The organism is Streptomyces sp. NRRL B-24085 (assembly GCF_001282115.1).
In the GTDB taxonomy this organism is placed as follows: Bacteria; Actinomycetota; Actinomycetes; order Streptomycetales; family Streptomycetaceae; genus Streptomyces.
In genome coordinates this window covers 1-15777 of sequence record NZ_LJBR01000111.1, presented here as the reverse complement: position 1 = coordinate 15777, position 15777 = coordinate 1, and the positions used below count along the sequence as shown (strand labels likewise).

The window sequence follows — 15777 nt, the reverse complement described above, 5'->3', positions numbered from 1 at the left end:
GCCCCCGACCGAAGCAGGTGCGTTGTTTGAGCGTCCGACCGAGCTCCGCCGTATCCCTTTCCGTCTCTCAGGACTCAAGGAGCCCGTTCACCGATGCCGAACGACATCACCCCGAGGACCTCGCAGACCTCGAATGAGGACCTCACCCGACGGCTGACGCAGGCCCGCTACCCCCGCAGCAACAGCTACGACGTCCGCTGGGTCATCGAGAACCAGATGGGCCCGAACGCGCTGTGGCTGCTGGAGTGGCTCGCGCCGGCCCTCGGCCTGGACACCCTGCGCCCCTGCGCCCGCGTGCTCGACCTGGGCTGCGGCCGGGCGATGACCTCGGTCTTCTTGGCCCGGGAGTACGACGTCCAGGTCACCGCGGCCGACCTGTGGGTAAGGCCGGACGAGAACGCGCGGCGCATCGCCGAGGCCGGGTTCGCCGACCGGGTGCTGCCCGTGCACACCGAGGCGCACGACCTGCCGTTCGCCGAGGGCAGCTTCGACGCGATCGTGAGCATCGACGCGTACCAGTACTTCGGCACGGACGACCTCTACCTGCCCACGCTGACCCGGCTGCTGAAGCCGGGCGGGCGGATCGGGGTCGTGGTGCCGGCGCTGCGGGAGGAGCCGGACGGCACCGAGCCGCCGGAACACCTCAAGCAGTGGTGGCAGCCCGACTTCTGGTGCTTCCACACCGCCGACTGGTGGCGGCGCCACTGGACCCGCGGCGGGGCCGTCGAGGTGGAGACGGCCGACTGGCAGCCGGACGGCTGGCGCGACTGGCTGCTGTGGTGCGAGGTGGTCGCCGAGGAGAGCCCCGAGGAGTTCCACCGCACGATGGCCCGCGAGGTCGGCGAGATGGTCCGGGCCGACGAGGGCCGCTCGCTGGGCTTCGTACGGCTCGTGGGACGCCGTAAGCAGCTAAAGCCGTAAGCAGCCATGAACAGCCGTACGGCCCCGGAGGCGATGTCCTCCGGGGCCGTACCGCGTGCTTCGGCTCAGCCTTCGCTGACGCCCAGCTTCTCCAGGATCAGCTCCTTGACGCGGGCCGCGTCGGCCTGACCGCGGGTCGCCTTCATGACCGCGCCGACCAGGGCGCCGGCCGCGGCGACCTTCCCGGAGCGGATCTTGTCGGCGATGCCCGGGTTGCCGGCGATGGCCTCGTCGACGGCGGTGCCGAGGGCGCCCTCGTCCGACACGACCTTCAGACCGCGCTTCTCGACGACCTCGTCCGGGGTGCCCTCGCCCGCGAGGACGCCTTCGATGACCTGGCGGGCCAGCTTGTCGTTCAGGTCACCCTTCGCGACCAGCTCGGTCACCCGGGCGACCTGCGCCGGGGTGATGGCCAGTTCGTCGAGCGCCTTGCCGGACTCGTTGGCGCTGCGGGCGAGTTCGCCCATCCACCACTTGCGGGCGGAGGCCGCGTCGGCTCCGGCGTCGATGGTGGCGACGATCAGGTCCAGGGCACCGGCGTTGAGGATCGCCTGCATGTCGAGGGCCGTGATGCCCCACTCGGCGACGAGCCGGTTGCGGCGCACCAGCGGCAGCTCGGGCAGGGCCGCCCGGATCTGTTCGACCCACTCGCGCGAGGGGGCCACCGGCACGAGGTCCGGCTCGGGGAAGTACCGGTAGTCCTCGGCCTCCTCCTTCACCCGGCCCGAGGTCGTCGACCCCGTGTCCTCGTGGAAGTGCCGGGTCTCCTGGACGATCGTCCCGCCGCTGCTCAGGACGGCCGCGTGCCGCTGGATCTCGAAGCGGGCCGCGCGCTCCACGGACCGCAGCGAGTTGACGTTCTTCGTCTCCGAACGGGTGCCGAACTTCTCGGTGCCGTGCGGGCGCAGCGACAGGTTCACGTCGCAGCGCATCTGGCCCATCTCCATGCGGGCCTCGGAGACGCCGAGCGCCCTGATGACCTCGCGCAGCTCGCGGACGTAGGCCCGCGCGACCTCGGGAGCACGCTCGCCCGCGCCCTCGATCGGCTTGGTGACGATCTCGATGAGCGGGATCCCGGCGCGGTTGTAGTCGAGCAGGGAGTGCGAGGCGCCGTGGATACGGCCCGTCGCGCCGCCCACGTGGGTCGACTTGCCGGTGTCCTCCTCCATGTGGGCGCGCTCGATCTGCACCCGGAAGGTCTCGCCGTCCTCGAGCTGGACGTCGAGGTAGCCGTTGAAGGCGATCGGCTCGTCGTACTGGGAGGTCTGGAAGTTCTTCGGCATGTCCGGATAGAAGTAGTTCTTCCGGGCGAAGCGGCACCACTCGGCGATCTCGCAGTTCAGCGCGAGACCGATCTTGATCGCCGACTCCACGCCGGTCGCGTTGACGACCGGGAGGGCGCCGGGCAGGCCGAGGCAGACGGGGCAGGTCTGCGTGTTGGCGTCCTGACCGAGCTCGGTCGAACAGCCGCAGAACATCTTGGTCTTGGTGCCGAGTTCGACATGGACCTCGAGGCCCATGACGGGGTCGTACGACGCGAGAGCGTCCTCGTACGACACCAGGTCGGTCGTGGTGGTCACGGTGTAACTTCCCTCTCAGCCCAGCAGGACGTCGTCGTCGCCCAGCCGCTTCAGCTCGCGGTACAGGACGGCGAGGCCGGTGACGACGGCGACGGCGGCCACGGTCGCGTCGATCAGGACCAGCGTGTCGTTCTCGGCGCGCGCCTTCCTGAGCCGCTTGGCGACGCCGATGGCGCCGAACGCCGTGGTGGCGATGGACAGGTACGTGCCGGACTTGGACTTCTTGAAGTCCTTCGCCTTGTTCAGCTTGCTCACAGCGACGGTGCCTCCTCCAGGAGCGGGTGGCCCCACCTTTCCACGAAGGCGGCCTCGACGGCGGCGCCGACCTTGTAGAGGCGGTCGTCCTTCAGGGCCGGGGCGATGATCTGCAGACCGACCGGGAGGTTGTCCTCCGGGGCGAGGCCGCACGGCAGCGACATCGCCGCGTTGCCCGCCAGGTTGGTCGGGATGGTGCACAGGTCGGCCAGGTACATCGCCATCGGGTCGTCGGCGCGCTCGCCGATCGGGAAGGCGGTGGTCGGAGTCGTCGGCGAGACGATCACGTCGACCTGCTCGAACGCCTTCTCGAAGTCGCGCGTGATCAGCGTGCGGACCTTCTGCGCGGAGCCGTAGTAGGCGTCGTAGTACCCGCTCGACAGGGCGTACGTGCCGAGCATGATCCGGCGCTTGACCTCGGGGCCGAAGCCCGCCTCACGGGTGAGGGAGGTGACCTCCTCGGCCGAGTGGCTGCCGTCGTCGCCGGTCCGCAGGCCGTAGCGCAGGCCGTCGAAGCGGGCGAGGTTGGAGGAGCACTCGGAGGGCGCGATCAAGTAGTACGCGGACAGCGCCAGGTCGAAGGACGGGCAGTCCAGTTCGACGATCTCGGCGCCCAGCTCCTTGAGGAGGGCGACCGACTCGTCGAAGCGCTGGATGACGCCGGCCTGGTAGCCCTCGCCGCGGAACTGCTTGACGACACCGACGCGCATGCCGGTGACGCTGCCGTTGCGGGCGGCCTCGACGACCGGCGGGACCGGCGCGTCGATCGAGGTGGAGTCCATCGGGTCGTGCCCGGCGATGACCTCGTGAAGGAGCGCCGCGTCCAGGACCGTACGGGCGCAGGGCCCGCCCTGGTCGAGGGAGGAGGAGAAGGCGACCATGCCGTAGCGGGAGACCGCGCCGTACGTCGGCTTGACGCCGACCGTGCCGGTGACGGCGGCCGGCTGGCGGATCGAGCCGCCGGTGTCGGTGCCGATGGCGAGGGGCGCCATGTGCGCGGCCAGCGCGGCCGAGGAGCCGCCGCCGGAGCCGCCGGGGATCCGGGTGAGGTCCCAGGGGTTGCCGGTCGGGCCGTAGGCGCTGTTCTCGGTGGAGGACCCCATGGCGAACTCGTCCATGTTGGTCTTGCCGAGGATGACGACGTCGGCGGCCTTGAGCCGCTTGGTGAGGGTCGCGTCGTACGGCGGGATCCAGCCCTCGAGGATCTTGGAACCGACGGTCGTCGGGATGCCCTCGGTGGTGAAGATGTCCTTCAGCGCGAGGGGCACACCGGCCAGCGGCCCGAGCTTCTCGCCCCGCTCGCGCTTCTCGTCGACGGCACGGGCCTGCGCCAGCGCGCCCTCGCGGTCGACGTGCAGGAAGGCGTGCACCTTCTCGTCGACGGCCTCGATACGGGCCAGGTGGGCCTCGGTGACCTGGACCGCGGTGAGCTCGCCGGAGGCGATCTTCTCGGCGGTCTCGGCGGCCGTGAGCTTGATGATGTCCGTCATGGCTTCTTAGTCCTCCCCCAGGATCTGCGGCACCTTGAAACGCTGCTGCTCCTGGGCCGGGGCGCCGGAGAGCGCCTGCTCGGGGGTGAGCGACGGACGGACCTCGTCCGCCCGCATGACGTTCGTCAGCGGGAGCGGGTGCGAGGTCGGCGGTACGTCTTGGTCGGCGACCTCACTGACGCGTGCGACCGCGCCGATGATGTCGTCGAGCTGTCCCGCGAAGTGCTCGAGCTCTTCGGGCTTCAGCTCCAGACGCGCCAGCCGTGCGAGGTGGGCGACCTCCTCGCGCGTGATGCCAGGCATGCAGCGATCCTCTGGGGTGAGTGCGTGTGGTTTGGGGCCAATCCTATGGGGCGGGTGCCTCTGGCTGTTAAACGGATTCGCGAGGGGGTGCCCGAGTCCGTCGTCGAGCGGCTGCGGGTACGTCGTGGCTTGTCGCGCAGTTCCCCGCGCCCCTGAAGGCGAATGCCGTGCACGTGGGCTGGAATGTTCACTCCGCTGCGGGCAGCGCCGCCCTGGGTCGCTGCCAGCCCCGCGACCCCCGGGCCAGCAGCCACGCCGTCGTCTCCTCCGGGGGCATCGCCGCCGCGACCAGCCAGCCCTGTACGGCGTCGCAGCCCATGTCGCGCAGGCGCTCCCAGGTCTCGTCGTCCTCGACGCCCTCCGCCACGACCAGGAGGCCCAGGGAGTGGGCGAGGTCGACCGTGCAGCGGACGATCTCCGCGTCCTCGGTGTCGACGGCCAGCTTGGCCACGAAGGAGCGGTCGATCTTCAGTTCGCTGACGGGGAGGCGGCGCAGGTGGACCAGGGAGGAGTAGCCGGTGCCGAAGTCGTCCAGGGACATCTTCACGCCGTGCCCGGTCAGTGCGGCGAGGGTGTCCGCGGCCCGGGAGGGGTCCTCCAGCAGGACGTGCTCGGTGATCTCCAGTTGGAGCGCTCCCGCCGGGACGCCGTGCCGGGCGAGGCGCGCGGCGACCGAGCCGGCGAAGCCGGGGGTGTGGACGTCACGCGGGGAGACGTTGACCGCCACCGGCACGTGCAGGCCCTGTGCGCGCCACTCGGCGACCTGGGCGAGGGCCGTGTCGAGGACGTACTCGGTGAGGTGGGGCATCAGGCCGGACGACTCGGCGATCGCGATGAACTCGTCCGGCGGCACCTTGCCGCGCTCCGGGTGCACCCAGCGGACGAGGGCCTCCAGACCGGCGACCTGTCCGTCGAAGCGGACCTTGGGCTGGTAGTGCAGTTGCACCTCGTGCGCGTCCAGCGCGCGGCGCAGGTCGCCGAGCAGCCCGAGCCGGTCGGGGGTGTTGGAGTCCCGCTTGGACTCGTAGACCTCCACGCCCGTGCGGTCCCGCTTGGCCTGGTACATCGCCACGTCGGCCCGCCGCAGCAGGCCCTCGGCGTCCACGGCGTGGTCGGGGAAGACGGCGACGCCGGCGCTGGCCTCCAGGACGAGGGTGAGTCCGTCGAGGTCGAGCGGGGAGCTGAGGGCTGCGACCAGGTTGCGGGCGACCCGGGTCGCGGAGGTCGTGGAGTCGGCGACCGGCAGTAAGACGGCGAACTCGTCCCCGCCGAGCCGGGCCGCCTCCGCGCCGCGCGGCAGGGCGATCCGCAGCCGGTCGGCGATCTGCAGCAGGAGCCGGTCACCGGCGAGATGGCCCAGGGTGTCGTTGACCGAGCGGAAGCGGTCGAGGTCGATGAGCATCAGGGCGGACCGAGCGCCGATGCGCTCGGCGTCGTCCAGGGCGGACCAGATGCGCTCCAGGAGCCACTGGCGGTTGGGCAGTCCGGTCAGCGGGTCACGCAGCTGTTCCTCGGCGCGGGCCCGGGCCATCCACAGGGTGGAGTCGAGGGCGATCAGGGGGATCGCGAACAGCGGGAGCAGCACCGGCTTGGCGGTGGCGACCACGCACACCAGCGGGGCGATGCCGAGCAGGGCGACCGCGACCAGACCCTGTCTGACCAGGGCGGTGCGGGCCACGGTGGGCAGACCGGCGTGGCGGGAGGAGTGCAGGTACCAGCCCAGGGCCCGGGTGACCGCGAGGTAGGCCACGGCGACCAGGACCACCTCGGGGCCGGTGTAGAAGGTCCAGGTGTCGGGGTTCCAGGGGGTCTCGACGGACGGCGACTGGCCGAACGCGGCGAGGACCAGGGCGCCGGCGGCTATGCCGAGGATGTCCACCGCGCCGTGCAGGATGCCCTGCCGCCAGCGGTGGCGCCTGGCTATGCCGACCAGCAGGACGACGGTGAGGCTGACCATGCCGGCGGGCACCCAGCCGTACAGCACCAGGACGGCGAGGGTCAAGGCGGCGCCCGAGCCGGTGCCGCCCCACCAGCGGGCCCGGCCGAGGGCGACCAGGTGGCCCACGATGACGCCGGTCAGCACGGCCAGCGACCAGCCGACGGTGCCGGACGGGAACAGCGCGTGGCCGCCGGTGAAGGCCCGGTAGAAGCCCGCGCCCAGTACGAACCCGGCCGCGGCGACGACCGCCGTGGGCAGTGCGGGCCAGGACAGCTGGCGGTCGGCTTCGGCTTCCGGCACACCGGGGGCACGCTCGACGGTGAGCTGGGCGGCGCCGGCGCCGCCGGTCGCGGTGTACTGTCCGGCACGTCCTTCCGCGCCCGGATGCTCCGAAGGCCGCCCGGACCACCGGCTCGTCCGCCACGCTTCGGCGAACCGGCGCAGCCGTGAGTCCGGGGCGGCGCTCTCGGTCGGTTCCATTCCCGTCCCTCTCACAGCCGGCGGTGCCCACGCCACGCGGCTCATTCGCCCGACAAGAACTCTCGGCGGCGCCGCGTTGGAAAACCCTTCCCCCTGCTCATCAGGAGCAAGGGAATGCCCCGACCGCGGCTGGGCACGGCAGGCGCACATCTCAACAGTAGGCCGCAGAAGGCTTCCACGGGCAACGGTCGCCGACGGTTGCCCGAATGCGCCCCGGCCACCCGTATGCATCTGGTATGCGCCGATCGGGTGGCCTTCAACCGCGGCTCGTCGCTACTCCTCCGTGGGGAGGGCCACTTCGGCGGCCGCCTCGGGGCCCTGTTCGAGCAGGACGTCGAAGCCGTCCTCGTTCAGAACTGGCACCTTGAGTTGCATCGCCTTGTCGTACTTGGAACCTGGATTGTCACCCACGACGACGAAAGACGTCTTCTTCGAAACCGAACCGGTCACTTTCGCCCCTCTGGACTGCAGGGCCTCCTTGGCCCCGTCGCGGGTGAAGCGCTCCAGGGTGCCGGTGACGACGACGGTGAGCCCTTCCAGGGGACGCGGACCCTCGTCCTCCCCCGAGCCCTCCTCCTCCATGCGCACGCCCGCGGCCTTCCACTTGCGCAGGATCTCCTGGTGCCAGTCCTCCGCGAACCACTCCTTGAGGGACTTCGCGATGATCGTGCCGACGCCGTCGGTGTTCGCCAGCTCCTCCTCGCTCGCCTGCTCGATGCGGTCGATGGAGCGGAAGTTGCGCGCCAGCGCCTCGGCGGCGACCGGGCCGACATGGCGGATCGACAGACCGGTCAGGACCCGGGCGAGCGGGCGCTCCTTGGCGGCCGCGATGTTCTCCAGCATGGCCACCGCGTTCTTCTTCGGCTCGCCCTGCTGGTTGGCGAAGACGGTCGCGACCTTCTCCTCGCCGGTCTTCGGGTCACGCTTGGGCAGGCCGCTGTCCTGGTCGAGGACGTACGCCTTGATGGGCAGCAGCTGTTCGATGGTGAGGTCGAACAGGTCGCCCTCGTCGCCCAGCGGCGGGTCGGCGGGCTCCAGCGGCTTGGTGAGCGCGGCCGCGGCGACGTACCCGAAGTGCTCGATGTCCAGCGACTTGCGGCCCGCGAGGTAGAACAGGCGTTCGCGGAGCTGGGCGGGGCAGGTGCGGGCGTTGGGGCAGCGCAGGTCGACGTCGCCCTCCTTCATGGGCCTGAGCGCGGTACCGCACTCCGGGCACTCGCTCGGCATCACGAACTCGCGCTCGCTGCCGTCGCGCAGGTCCACGACCGGGCCGAGGATCTCGGGGATGACGTCACCGGCCTTGCGCAGCACCACGGTGTCGCCGATGAGGACGCCCTTGAGCTTGACGACGTCCTGGTTGTGCAGGGTGGCGAACTCGACCTCGGAGCCGGCCACCGTCACCGGCTCGACCTGGGCGTACGGCGTGACCCGGCCCGTACGGCCCACGCCCACGCGGATGTTGATGAGCTTGGTGTTGACCTCCTCGGGCGCGTACTTGTATGCGATCGCCCAGCGCGGGGCGCGGGAGGTGGAGCCGAGGCGGCCCTGGAGGGGGATCTCGTCGAGCTTGACGACGGCCCCGTCGATCTCGTGCTCCACGGAGTGGCGGTTCTCGCCGAAGTAGGCGATGAACTCCCGGACGCCGTCGAGGCCGTCGACCACCTTGTTGTGCTTGGCGGTGGGCAGGCCCCAGGACTTGAGCAGGTCGTAGGCCTGGGAGAGACGGGTCATGCCCTGGAAGCCCTGCAGGACGCCGATGCCGTGCACGACCATGTGGAGGGGGCGGGTGGCGGTGACGCGGGGGTCCTTCTGGCGCAGTGAACCGGCCGCCGCGTTGCGCGGGTTGGCGAAGGGCTTGTCGCCGGCCTCGACCAGACGGGCGTTGAGCTCCTCGAACTTCTCCATCGGGAAGTAGACCTCGCCGCGGATCTCCACGAGGTCGGGGACCTTGTCGCCGGTCAGACGGTCCGGGATCTCGGCGATCGTGCGGACGTTGGGCGTGATGTCCTCGCCGGTGCGGCCGTCGCCACGGGTGGCCGCGCGGACGAGGCGGCCGTGCTCGTAGGTGAGGTTGACGGCGAGGCCGTCGACCTTGAGCTCGCACAGCAGGTGGTAGTCGGTGGTGCCGACGTCCTTCGCCACCCGCTCCGCCCAGGCCGCCAGCTCCTCGTCGCTGAAGGCGTTATCCAGGGAGAGCATGCGGGAGGGGTGCTGGACGGACGTGAACTCGGTCTCGTACGCCCCGGCGACCTTCTGGGTCGGCGAGTCCGGGGTGCGCAGCTCGGGGTACTCCTCCTCCAGTGCTTCCAGGGAGCGCAGGAGCTTGTCGAAGTCGGCGTCGCTGATGACCGGCGCGTCGTTCACGTAGTACCGGAAGCGGTGCTCCTCGATCTGCTCAGCGAGCTGCGCGTGCTTCTCCCGTGCCTCGGCGGGCACCGTCGTCTCCGCTTGCTTGTCGCCGGCCACCGTGTTGTCCTCCCGTTACTCTGGGTTGTCCGCGAGGGATCTCGCCGCCTGGACGCAGTGGGCGAGGGCCCTGCGCGCGTACTCCGGGGAGGCCCCGGCGAGTCCGCACGACGGGGTGACCGTGACCGCCTCCGCGAGAAGTCCCGGATGCAGCCCCAACCTGCGCCACAACGTCCTGACACCCATGACGCTACCGGCAGGGTCTGACAATGCCGTGTCCGTGCCCGGTACGACACCGGCGAAGAGCCTCGTGCCGCCTTCCACCGCCTCCCCGATCGCGTCGTCGTCACGCTCGGTGAGGAGCGAGAAGTCGAAGGAGATCGCCGCCGCGCCCGCCCTCCGCAACAGGGCGAAGGGGACGTCCGGTGCGCACGAGTGGACCACGACGGGGCCGTCCCCGTGAACCCCGACGACATCGCGCAGTGCGGCCTCCACGACCTGCCGGTCCACGGCCCGGTGGGTCCGGTACCCGCTGGCGGACCGCACCTGCCCCCGCAGTACGGCGATGAGGGAGGGCTCGTCGAGCTGGAGCACGATCCGCGCGCCGGGGACCCGCTTGCGGACCTCCTCCAGGTGCAGTCGCAGTCCCTCGGCGAGCGAGGCGGTGAGGTCCCGGCAGGCACCGGCGTCGGAGAGGGCGACCTCGCCGTTCCGCAGCTCCAGCGCGGCGGCGAGCGTCCACGGCCCGACGGCCTGCACCTTCAGCTGCCCCTCGTACCCCTGGGTGAACTCCTCCAGGGCGTCGAGGTCCTCCCCCAGCCAGGACCGCGCCCGCTTGGTGTCGCGGCCCGGCCGGTCCCCGATCCGCCAGCCGCTGGGCTCCACGCGCGCGTACAGCTCGACGAGCATCCCGGCGGTCCGGCCGATCATGTCGGCGCCGGGACCGCGGGCGGGCAGTTCGGGCAGGAAGGGGAAGTCCTCGAAGGAGCCGGTGGCGGTCCTGGCGGCCTCCCGGGCGTCACCGCCGGGGAGGGAGCCGATGCCGGTGGCGGGGGCGAAGGTGAAGTCTGCGGTCACGTACGAAGCCTACGTAGGCGCGCGCCGACGGTTCTCGCCCCCACCTGGCCGTCAGTGGCCCGGGCGGACCGTCAGGTCGTTGATCTCCGCGTCCCTCGGCAGGTCGAGCGCCGTCAGGATCGCCGTGGCCACCGACTCGGGGTCGATCCACCGCGCGGGGTCGTAGTCCTTGCCCTCCTGCTGGTGGACCTTGGCCTGCATGGGGCTGGCCGTGCGGCCGGGGTAGACCGAGGTGACGCGCACGCCGTTGCCGTGCTCCTCGTGGCGCAGGGAGTCCGCCAGGGCCTTCAGACCGTGCTTGGAGGCCGCGTACGCGGACCAGTCGGCGTGGGCGGCGAGGCCCGCGCCCGAGTTCACGAACACCACCTGGCCGCGCGCCGCCCGCAGTTGGGGCAGGAAGTGACGGGTCAGCTCGGCCGGGGCGATCAGGTTGACGTTCAGCTGGTGACGCCAGGACTTCGGGGTCAGGTCGCCGACCGGGCCGAGGTCGACCACGCCCGCGACGTGCAGCAGGGAGTCCACCCGGTCGGGCAGCGTCTGGTGCGAGAAGGCCCAGCTCAGCTTGTCGGGGTCGGCCAGGTCCCCGACCAGGGTCCGCGCGCCGGTGAACTGCGCCGCCAGCTCCTTCGCACGGCCCGCGTCACGCGCGTGCAGCACGAGTTCGTCCCCGCGCGCGTGCAGCCGCCGGGCCACCGCCGCGCCGATGCCGGAGCCCGCTCCGGTGATCACATGTGTAGCCATGCCGCCATGCTCGCATCACGGCGTCACCGGGTACCGAGCGACTCCTCCAGGTACGCCAGCGCCCCCACCGGCTCCTCCGCGAAGAACACCAGGTCGGCGAGCGGGCGGGGCAGGAAGCCCTCGTCCTCCATGCGCCGGAACTGCTCCTTCAGCCCGTCGTAGAAGCCCGCCGTGTTCAGCAGGACGACGGGCTTCTCCGTGTGCCCGTGCTTCTTCAGCTCCAGGATCTCGGTCGCCTCGTCGAGGGTGCCGGTGCCGCCCACCATGATCACCACGGCGTCGGCCTTCTCCAGGAGCAGCCTCTTGCGTTCGGCGAGGTCCTTGGTGATCACCATCTCGTCCACGCCCGGACGGACCTTGGCGGACAGGAACTCCACGGAGACCCCGGCCAGCCGTCCGCCCGCCTCCTGGACCCCGTCCGCGACGACCTTCATCAGCCCCACGTCCGAGCCGCCCCACACGAGGGTGTGGCCGCCCTTGCCCAGCAGTTCCGCGAACTCCCGCGCGGGGCGCGTGTAACGGTCGTCGAGGTCGGCGGCGGAGAGGAAGACGCAGATTCGCATGAGGTCACCGTACGCGGGAAGAACCGGGGGCCCGCGAGCGCTCTTCAGGTATGGCCGAAGGACACACGATCACCATCGAGCAAGTCGACCAGCACGTGCGCGTGGTGCACGGCGACCAGGTCCTGGCGGAGAGCGAACGGCCCCTCGTGCTGCGCGAGACGGGTTGTCCCCCGCGGTACTACCTCCCCGCCGAGGACGTGCGGCTCGACCTGCTGACCCCCTCCGACACCCACACCTACTGCCCGTTCAAGGGCCCCGCGTCCTACTGGTCGCTGCCGGACGCGCCGGACCTGGTGTGGTCCTATCCCGAACCGAAACCCGCCGTCGCCGAGATCAAGGACCACCTCTGCTTCTACGAGGTCGACGTGTCCTGACCGATGAGTCCGCCGCCGTACGGCAGTCTCCTCAGGCATGGAGAAGAAGACCCTCTCGCGCGACGGCACACCGATCGCGTACACCCGCACCGGGCAGGGCCCGGCGGTCATCCTGGTCAGCGGCGCGATGTCCACGGGCGGCACGGTCGCGCCGCTGGCCGTGCCGCTGTCCGAACGGTTCGACGTCCTCGTCCACGACCGCCGGGGCCGCGGCCAGAGCGGGGACACGGCCCCCTACGCGGTGGCCCGTGAGGTCGAGGACCTCGCCGCGCTGATCGAGGCGGCGGGGGGCGAGGCGAGCCTGTGCGGGATCTCCTCGGGCGGCGCGCTGGTCCTGGAGGCCGCGGCGAGCGGGCTGCCGGTGCGCCGGGTCGCCGTGTACGAGACGCCGTACGCGGACTTCCTGGAGGGCGGTGCGGAGGGGAACGCCGCGTACACCCGGAACCTCGAAGCCGCGCTCTCGGAGGGCCGGAACGGGGACGCGGTGGAGCTGTTCCTGCGGCTCACCGGCATGGGCGAGGAGATGATCCGGGGCGCCCGCCAGTCCCCCATGTGGCCCGGTATGGAGGCGGTCGCCCCGACGCTCGCCTACGACAACGCGGTCATGGCGGGCGGTCTGGTCCCCCGGGACCGGCTGGCGTCGGTCACCGTGCCGGTGCTGGCCGTCGCGGGCGGAGCGAGCCCCGAGTGGATGCGCGAGGCCACCAGGACGGTCGCGGAAACGGTCCCGAGGGGCACGTACCGCGTCCTGGAGGGCCAGACCCACATGGTCGACCCGACGGCCCTGGCACCGGTCCTGGCGGAGTTCTTCGTCGAGTGAGACGCGCCGGCACGGGCACGTGCCGACGCCCCCGAAACCGACGGCGGACGCGTGTGCCGGGGCCTCCGGCCGCCGGCACGCACCTGGCGGAGCGTCAGGCCACGCCCGCCGTCGCCCGTACCGTCGACGCGATCGTCGCCGAGCCCACCACGCGGGTGCCGTCGTACAGGACGATCGCCTGGCCCGGGGCGACCCCGCGGACCGGCTCCGTGAAGCGGACCTCCAGGGAGCCGTCCACCAGCTCCGCCGTCACCTCGGTCTCGCCGCCGTGGGCGCGGAGCTGGGCCGTGTAGGTGCCGGGGCCGGTCGGGGCCGCGCCGCACCAGCGGGGCTTGATCGCGCTCAGGGCGGTCACGTCCAGGGCGGCGGCCGGGCCGACCGTCACCGTGTTGTTCACCGGGGAGATGTCGAGGACGTAGCGCGGCTTGCCGTCGGCGGCGGGGGTGCCGATGCGCAGCCCCTTGCGCTGGCCGATCGTGAAGCCGTACGCGCCCTCGTGGGTGCCGACCTTGGCGCCGGACTCGTCGACGATGTCGCCCTCCGCCTTGCCGAGGCGGGAGGCGAGGAAGCCCTGGGTGTCGCCGTCGGCGATGAAGCAGATGTCGTGCGAGTCGGGCTTCTTGGCGACCGCGAGGCCGCGGCGCTCGGCCTCGGCGCGGATCTCGTCCTTGGTGGTGACGGTGTCGCCGAGCGGGAACAGGGCGTGCGCCAGCTGCTTCTCGTCCAGGACGCCGAGGACGTACGACTGGTCCTTGGCCATGTCGGAGGCGCGGTGCAGTTCGCGGGAGCCGTCCGCGAGGGTGACGACCTTCGCGTAGTGGCCCGTGCACACCGCGTCGAAGCCCAGCGCCAGCGCCTTGTCGAGCAGCGCGGCGAACTTGATCTTCTCGTTGCAGCGCAGGCAGGGGTTGGGGGTGCGGCCGGCCTCGTACTCGGCGACGAAGTCCTCGACGACGTCCTCGCGGAAGCGGTCGGCGAGGTCCCAGACGTAGAACGGGATGCCGATGACGTCGGCGGCGCGGCGGGCGTCGCGGGAGTCCTCGATGGTGCAACAGCCACGCGCGCCCGTGCGGAACGATTGCGGGTTCGCGGAGAGCGCAAGGTGGACGCCGGTCACGTCGTGGCCGGCTTCGGCGGCACGGGCGGCGGCGACGGCGGAGTCCACTCCTCCGGACATGGCGGCGAGAACGCGAAGGGGGCGCTGCGTGGTGTCAGTCATAACCCTTCAAGAGTACGGGGACGCGGGAACCGGGGCCGCCGGGTATCCGTTGACGACCACATGGGGGCGACAGAGGGTTCCAGGGACGCCGACCGGCGCATCGGCCGGCGGGCGCTGATCGTCGGCGGGGCGGCGGCCGCCGTGGGCTCCGCGGTGCTGGCCCGGGACGAGCTGGCGCGGCTGTGGTGGCGGGCGCCGGGCGTGGAGAAGCCGCGGGTCGAGGGCGCGGTCGACTTCGGCGGCGCGCAGTGGGTGGCGGCCTCCGACGCGAACTGGCGGCGTGCGGACCGGCCCGACGACTACGGCATAGACATGGTGGTCATCCATGTCACCCAGGGCAGTTTCGCCTCCGCGGTGAAGGTGTTCCAGGACCCGGGGCACGGGGCGGCCGCGCACTACGTGGTCCGCAAGGACGGGCACATCACGCAGATGATCCGCGAGCTGGACGTGGCGTACCACGCGGGCAACCGCGCCTACAACGAACGCAGTGTGGGCATCGAGCACGAGGGTTTCGTGGACCGGCCCGAGGACTTCACGGACGCGATGTACGCGGCCTCGGCCCGGCTCACGGCCCGGATATGCGCGCGGTACGCCATCCCCGTGGACCGCGAGCACGTCATCGGCCATGTGGAGGTGCCGGGGACGGACCACACCGACCCGGGCGAACACTGGGACTGGGACCGGTACATGAGGCTGGTGCGGCAGGCACGCACCGCCTCCGCGCAGGCGCGGCCAGCAGACGGGCGACGCTAGCGGAGGGCGGCGGCCAGCAGCGCCAGGGCCGGCGGCACTCCCTGGCCCAGGGCGCCGCGCCACAGCCGCGGGAAGGACGCGGCGAAGGCGAGTGCGGAGGCCACGAGGGACGCGCACAGGTAGAGGATCAGCGTGCGGCCCGCGGTGGGTTCGCCGGCGTGCAGCGCGACGACCCCGGCGACCAGGCCGAGTCCGAGGAGCAGGTTGTAGACGGCGACGCCCGAGCGCCACAGCGTGACCTCGGGGGCGTCGGCGGCGGACGTGGTGAGGAAGACACGCACGGCCGTGCGGTCGTAGAAGAAGCGCTCGAGCGTGCCGACCACGAGGTGGGTCAGGGCCGCGAGCAGGGCGAGGACCTGGGATGCGAGGTTCACGCCCGGAGTGTCCTGCGCCGGGGCCGCTACGTCAGCCCCGCCGCGCGGGCGCGTTCCACCACCGGGCCGATGGCCTTCGCGACCGCCTCGACGTCCGCCTCGGTGGAGGTGTGGCCGAGGGAGAAGCGCAGGGTGCCGCGGGCCAGGTCGGGGTCGGTGCCGGTGGCCAGCAGGACGTGGCTGGGCTGGGCGACGCCCGCGGTGCAGGCGGAGCCGGTGGAGCACTCGATGCCCTGCGCGTCCAGGAGGAGGAGCAGGGAGTCGCCCTCGCAGCCGGGGAAGGTGAAGTGGGCGTTGGCCGGGAGGCGTCCGCCCGGCGCCGGGTCGCCGCCGAGGATCGCGTCCGGGACCGCCGTACGGACCGCTTCGACCAGGGCGTCGCGCAGGGCGCCGATCTCGGTGGCGAACCACGCGCGCTGTTCGGCGGCGAGGCGGCCGGCCACCGCGAAGGAGGCGATGGCCGGGACGTCGAGGGTGCCGGA

16 protein-coding genes are annotated in these 15777 nt (G+C 71.7%); 4 read left to right on the top strand and 12 right to left on the bottom strand.

Annotation, left to right across the window (positions count from 1 at the left end; translation table 11 throughout):
• Window positions 1–93: 93 nt before the first annotated feature.
• Window positions 94–921, top strand: a complete 828-nt coding sequence (locus AOJ26_RS14540; protein ID WP_053848689.1) for a methyltransferase domain-containing protein — start codon at window positions 94–96, stop codon at window positions 919–921.
• A 65-nt stretch (window positions 922–986) separates the two neighbouring features.
• On the opposite strand, the gene gatB is transcribed toward AOJ26_RS14540, so the two are convergent.
• From gatB to AOJ26_RS14495, 9 genes are all read right to left on the bottom strand, one after another.
• Window positions 987–2501, bottom strand: a complete 1515-nt coding sequence (gatB, locus tag AOJ26_RS14535) for an Asp-tRNA(Asn)/Glu-tRNA(Gln) amidotransferase subunit GatB (RefSeq protein WP_053848688.1) — start codon at window positions 2499–2501, stop codon at window positions 987–989.
• A gap of 15 nt (window positions 2502–2516) precedes the next feature.
• Window positions 2517–2756: a hypothetical protein gene (locus tag AOJ26_RS14530; RefSeq protein WP_053848687.1), complete on the bottom strand. Its 240-nt coding sequence runs from the start codon at window positions 2754–2756 to the stop codon at window positions 2517–2519.
• Window positions 2753–4246, bottom strand: coding sequence for an Asp-tRNA(Asn)/Glu-tRNA(Gln) amidotransferase subunit GatA (gene gatA, locus AOJ26_RS14525; RefSeq protein WP_053848686.1), 1494 nt, complete (start codon window positions 4244–4246; stop codon window positions 2753–2755). Before gatA ends, AOJ26_RS14530 begins: the two co-directional genes overlap by 4 nt.
• A gap of 6 nt (window positions 4247–4252) precedes the next feature.
• Window positions 4253–4549, bottom strand: a complete 297-nt coding sequence (gene gatC / locus AOJ26_RS14520) for an Asp-tRNA(Asn)/Glu-tRNA(Gln) amidotransferase subunit GatC (protein WP_007384860.1) — start codon at window positions 4547–4549, stop codon at window positions 4253–4255.
• A gap of 187 nt (window positions 4550–4736) precedes the next feature.
• Window positions 4737–6968 carry a putative bifunctional diguanylate cyclase/phosphodiesterase gene (locus tag AOJ26_RS14515; protein ID WP_053848685.1) on the bottom strand — a complete coding sequence of 744 codons (2232 nt, stop codon included), beginning with the start codon at window positions 6966–6968 and terminating at the stop codon, window positions 4737–4739.
• A gap of 273 nt (window positions 6969–7241) precedes the next feature.
• Window positions 7242–9434: an NAD-dependent DNA ligase LigA gene (ligA, locus tag AOJ26_RS14510; RefSeq protein WP_053848684.1), complete on the bottom strand. Its 2193-nt coding sequence runs from the start codon at window positions 9432–9434 to the stop codon at window positions 7242–7244.
• A gap of 15 nt (window positions 9435–9449) precedes the next feature.
• Window positions 9450–10451: a methionine synthase gene (locus tag AOJ26_RS14505; RefSeq protein WP_053848683.1), complete on the bottom strand. Its 1002-nt coding sequence runs from the start codon at window positions 10449–10451 to the stop codon at window positions 9450–9452.
• 51 nt (window positions 10452–10502) lie between these two features.
• Window positions 10503–11192 carry an SDR family oxidoreductase gene (locus tag AOJ26_RS14500; RefSeq protein WP_053848682.1) on the bottom strand — a complete coding sequence of 230 codons (690 nt, stop codon included), beginning with the start codon at window positions 11190–11192 and terminating at the stop codon, window positions 10503–10505.
• A 23-nt stretch (window positions 11193–11215) separates the two neighbouring features.
• On the bottom strand, window positions 11216–11755 hold the full coding sequence (locus AOJ26_RS14495) for a TIGR00730 family Rossman fold protein (protein WP_053848681.1): 540 nt from the start codon (window positions 11753–11755) through the stop codon (window positions 11216–11218).
• Window positions 11756–11805: 50 nt separating this feature from the next.
• Between AOJ26_RS14495 and AOJ26_RS14490 the strand changes: the two genes are divergently transcribed.
• Together AOJ26_RS14490 and AOJ26_RS14485 are read left to right on the top strand one after the other, a co-directional pair.
• A complete protein-coding gene (locus AOJ26_RS14490; RefSeq protein ID WP_053848680.1) occupies window positions 11806–12129 on the top strand; it encodes a DUF427 domain-containing protein in 324 nt (107 codons plus the stop codon).
• 37 nt (window positions 12130–12166) lie between these two features.
• Entirely contained in the window at window positions 12167–12949 is a 783-nt protein-coding gene (locus AOJ26_RS14485) for an alpha/beta fold hydrolase (RefSeq protein ID WP_053848679.1), read from the top strand.
• 94 nt (window positions 12950–13043) lie between these two features.
• On the opposite strand, the gene mnmA is transcribed toward AOJ26_RS14485, so the two are convergent.
• Window positions 13044–14168, bottom strand: coding sequence for a tRNA 2-thiouridine(34) synthase MnmA (mnmA, locus tag AOJ26_RS14480; RefSeq protein ID WP_053848678.1), 1125 nt, complete (start codon window positions 14166–14168; stop codon window positions 13044–13046).
• Window positions 14169–14228: 60 nt separating this feature from the next.
• On the opposite strand from mnmA, the gene AOJ26_RS14475 reads away from it, so the two are divergent.
• Window positions 14229–14921: an N-acetylmuramoyl-L-alanine amidase gene (locus tag AOJ26_RS14475; RefSeq protein ID WP_053848677.1), complete on the top strand. Its 693-nt coding sequence runs from the start codon at window positions 14229–14231 to the stop codon at window positions 14919–14921.
• Here AOJ26_RS14475 and AOJ26_RS14470 read toward each other — a convergent pair.
• Both AOJ26_RS14470 and AOJ26_RS14465 read right to left on the bottom strand, forming a co-directional pair.
• Window positions 14918–15295 carry a DUF1304 family protein gene (locus AOJ26_RS14470; protein ID WP_053848676.1) on the bottom strand — a complete coding sequence of 126 codons (378 nt, stop codon included), beginning with the start codon at window positions 15293–15295 and terminating at the stop codon, window positions 14918–14920. The two genes, AOJ26_RS14475 and AOJ26_RS14470, sit on opposite strands and share 4 nt — an antisense overlap.
• Window positions 15296–15321: 26 nt before the next feature.
• A partial coding sequence (locus AOJ26_RS14465; protein ID WP_159044283.1) for an aminotransferase class V-fold PLP-dependent enzyme occupies window positions 15322–15777 on the bottom strand: 456 nt, incomplete at its 5' end.

Bases quoted from the DNA above. Each gene is read 5' to 3' on its own strand.
- gatC (WP_007384860.1), bottom strand. From the start codon at position 4,549: ATGCCTGGCATCACGCGCGAGGAGGTCGCCCACCTCGCACGGCTGGCG.
- mnmA (WP_053848678.1), bottom strand. From the start codon at position 14,168: ATGACTGACACCACGCAGCGCCCCCTTCGCGTTCTCGCCGCCATGTCC.
- AOJ26_RS14515 (WP_053848685.1), bottom strand. From the start codon at position 6,968: ATGGAACCGACCGAGAGCGCCGCCCCGGACTCACGGCTGCGCCGGTTC.
- gatA (WP_053848686.1), bottom strand. From the start codon at position 4,246: ATGACGGACATCATCAAGCTCACGGCCGCCGAGACCGCCGAGAAGATC.
- AOJ26_RS14540 (WP_053848689.1), top strand. From the start codon at position 94: ATGCCGAACGACATCACCCCGAGGACCTCGCAGACCTCGAATGAGGAC.
- AOJ26_RS14490 (WP_053848680.1), top strand. From the start codon at position 11,806: ATGGCCGAAGGACACACGATCACCATCGAGCAAGTCGACCAGCACGTG.
- AOJ26_RS14485 (WP_053848679.1), top strand. From the start codon at position 12,167: ATGGAGAAGAAGACCCTCTCGCGCGACGGCACACCGATCGCGTACACC.
- AOJ26_RS14500 (WP_053848682.1), bottom strand. From the start codon at position 11,192: ATGGCTACACATGTGATCACCGGAGCGGGCTCCGGCATCGGCGCGGCG.
- AOJ26_RS14475 (WP_053848677.1), top strand. From the start codon at position 14,229: ATGGGGGCGACAGAGGGTTCCAGGGACGCCGACCGGCGCATCGGCCGG.
- AOJ26_RS14495 (WP_053848681.1), bottom strand. From the start codon at position 11,755: ATGCGAATCTGCGTCTTCCTCTCCGCCGCCGACCTCGACGACCGTTAC.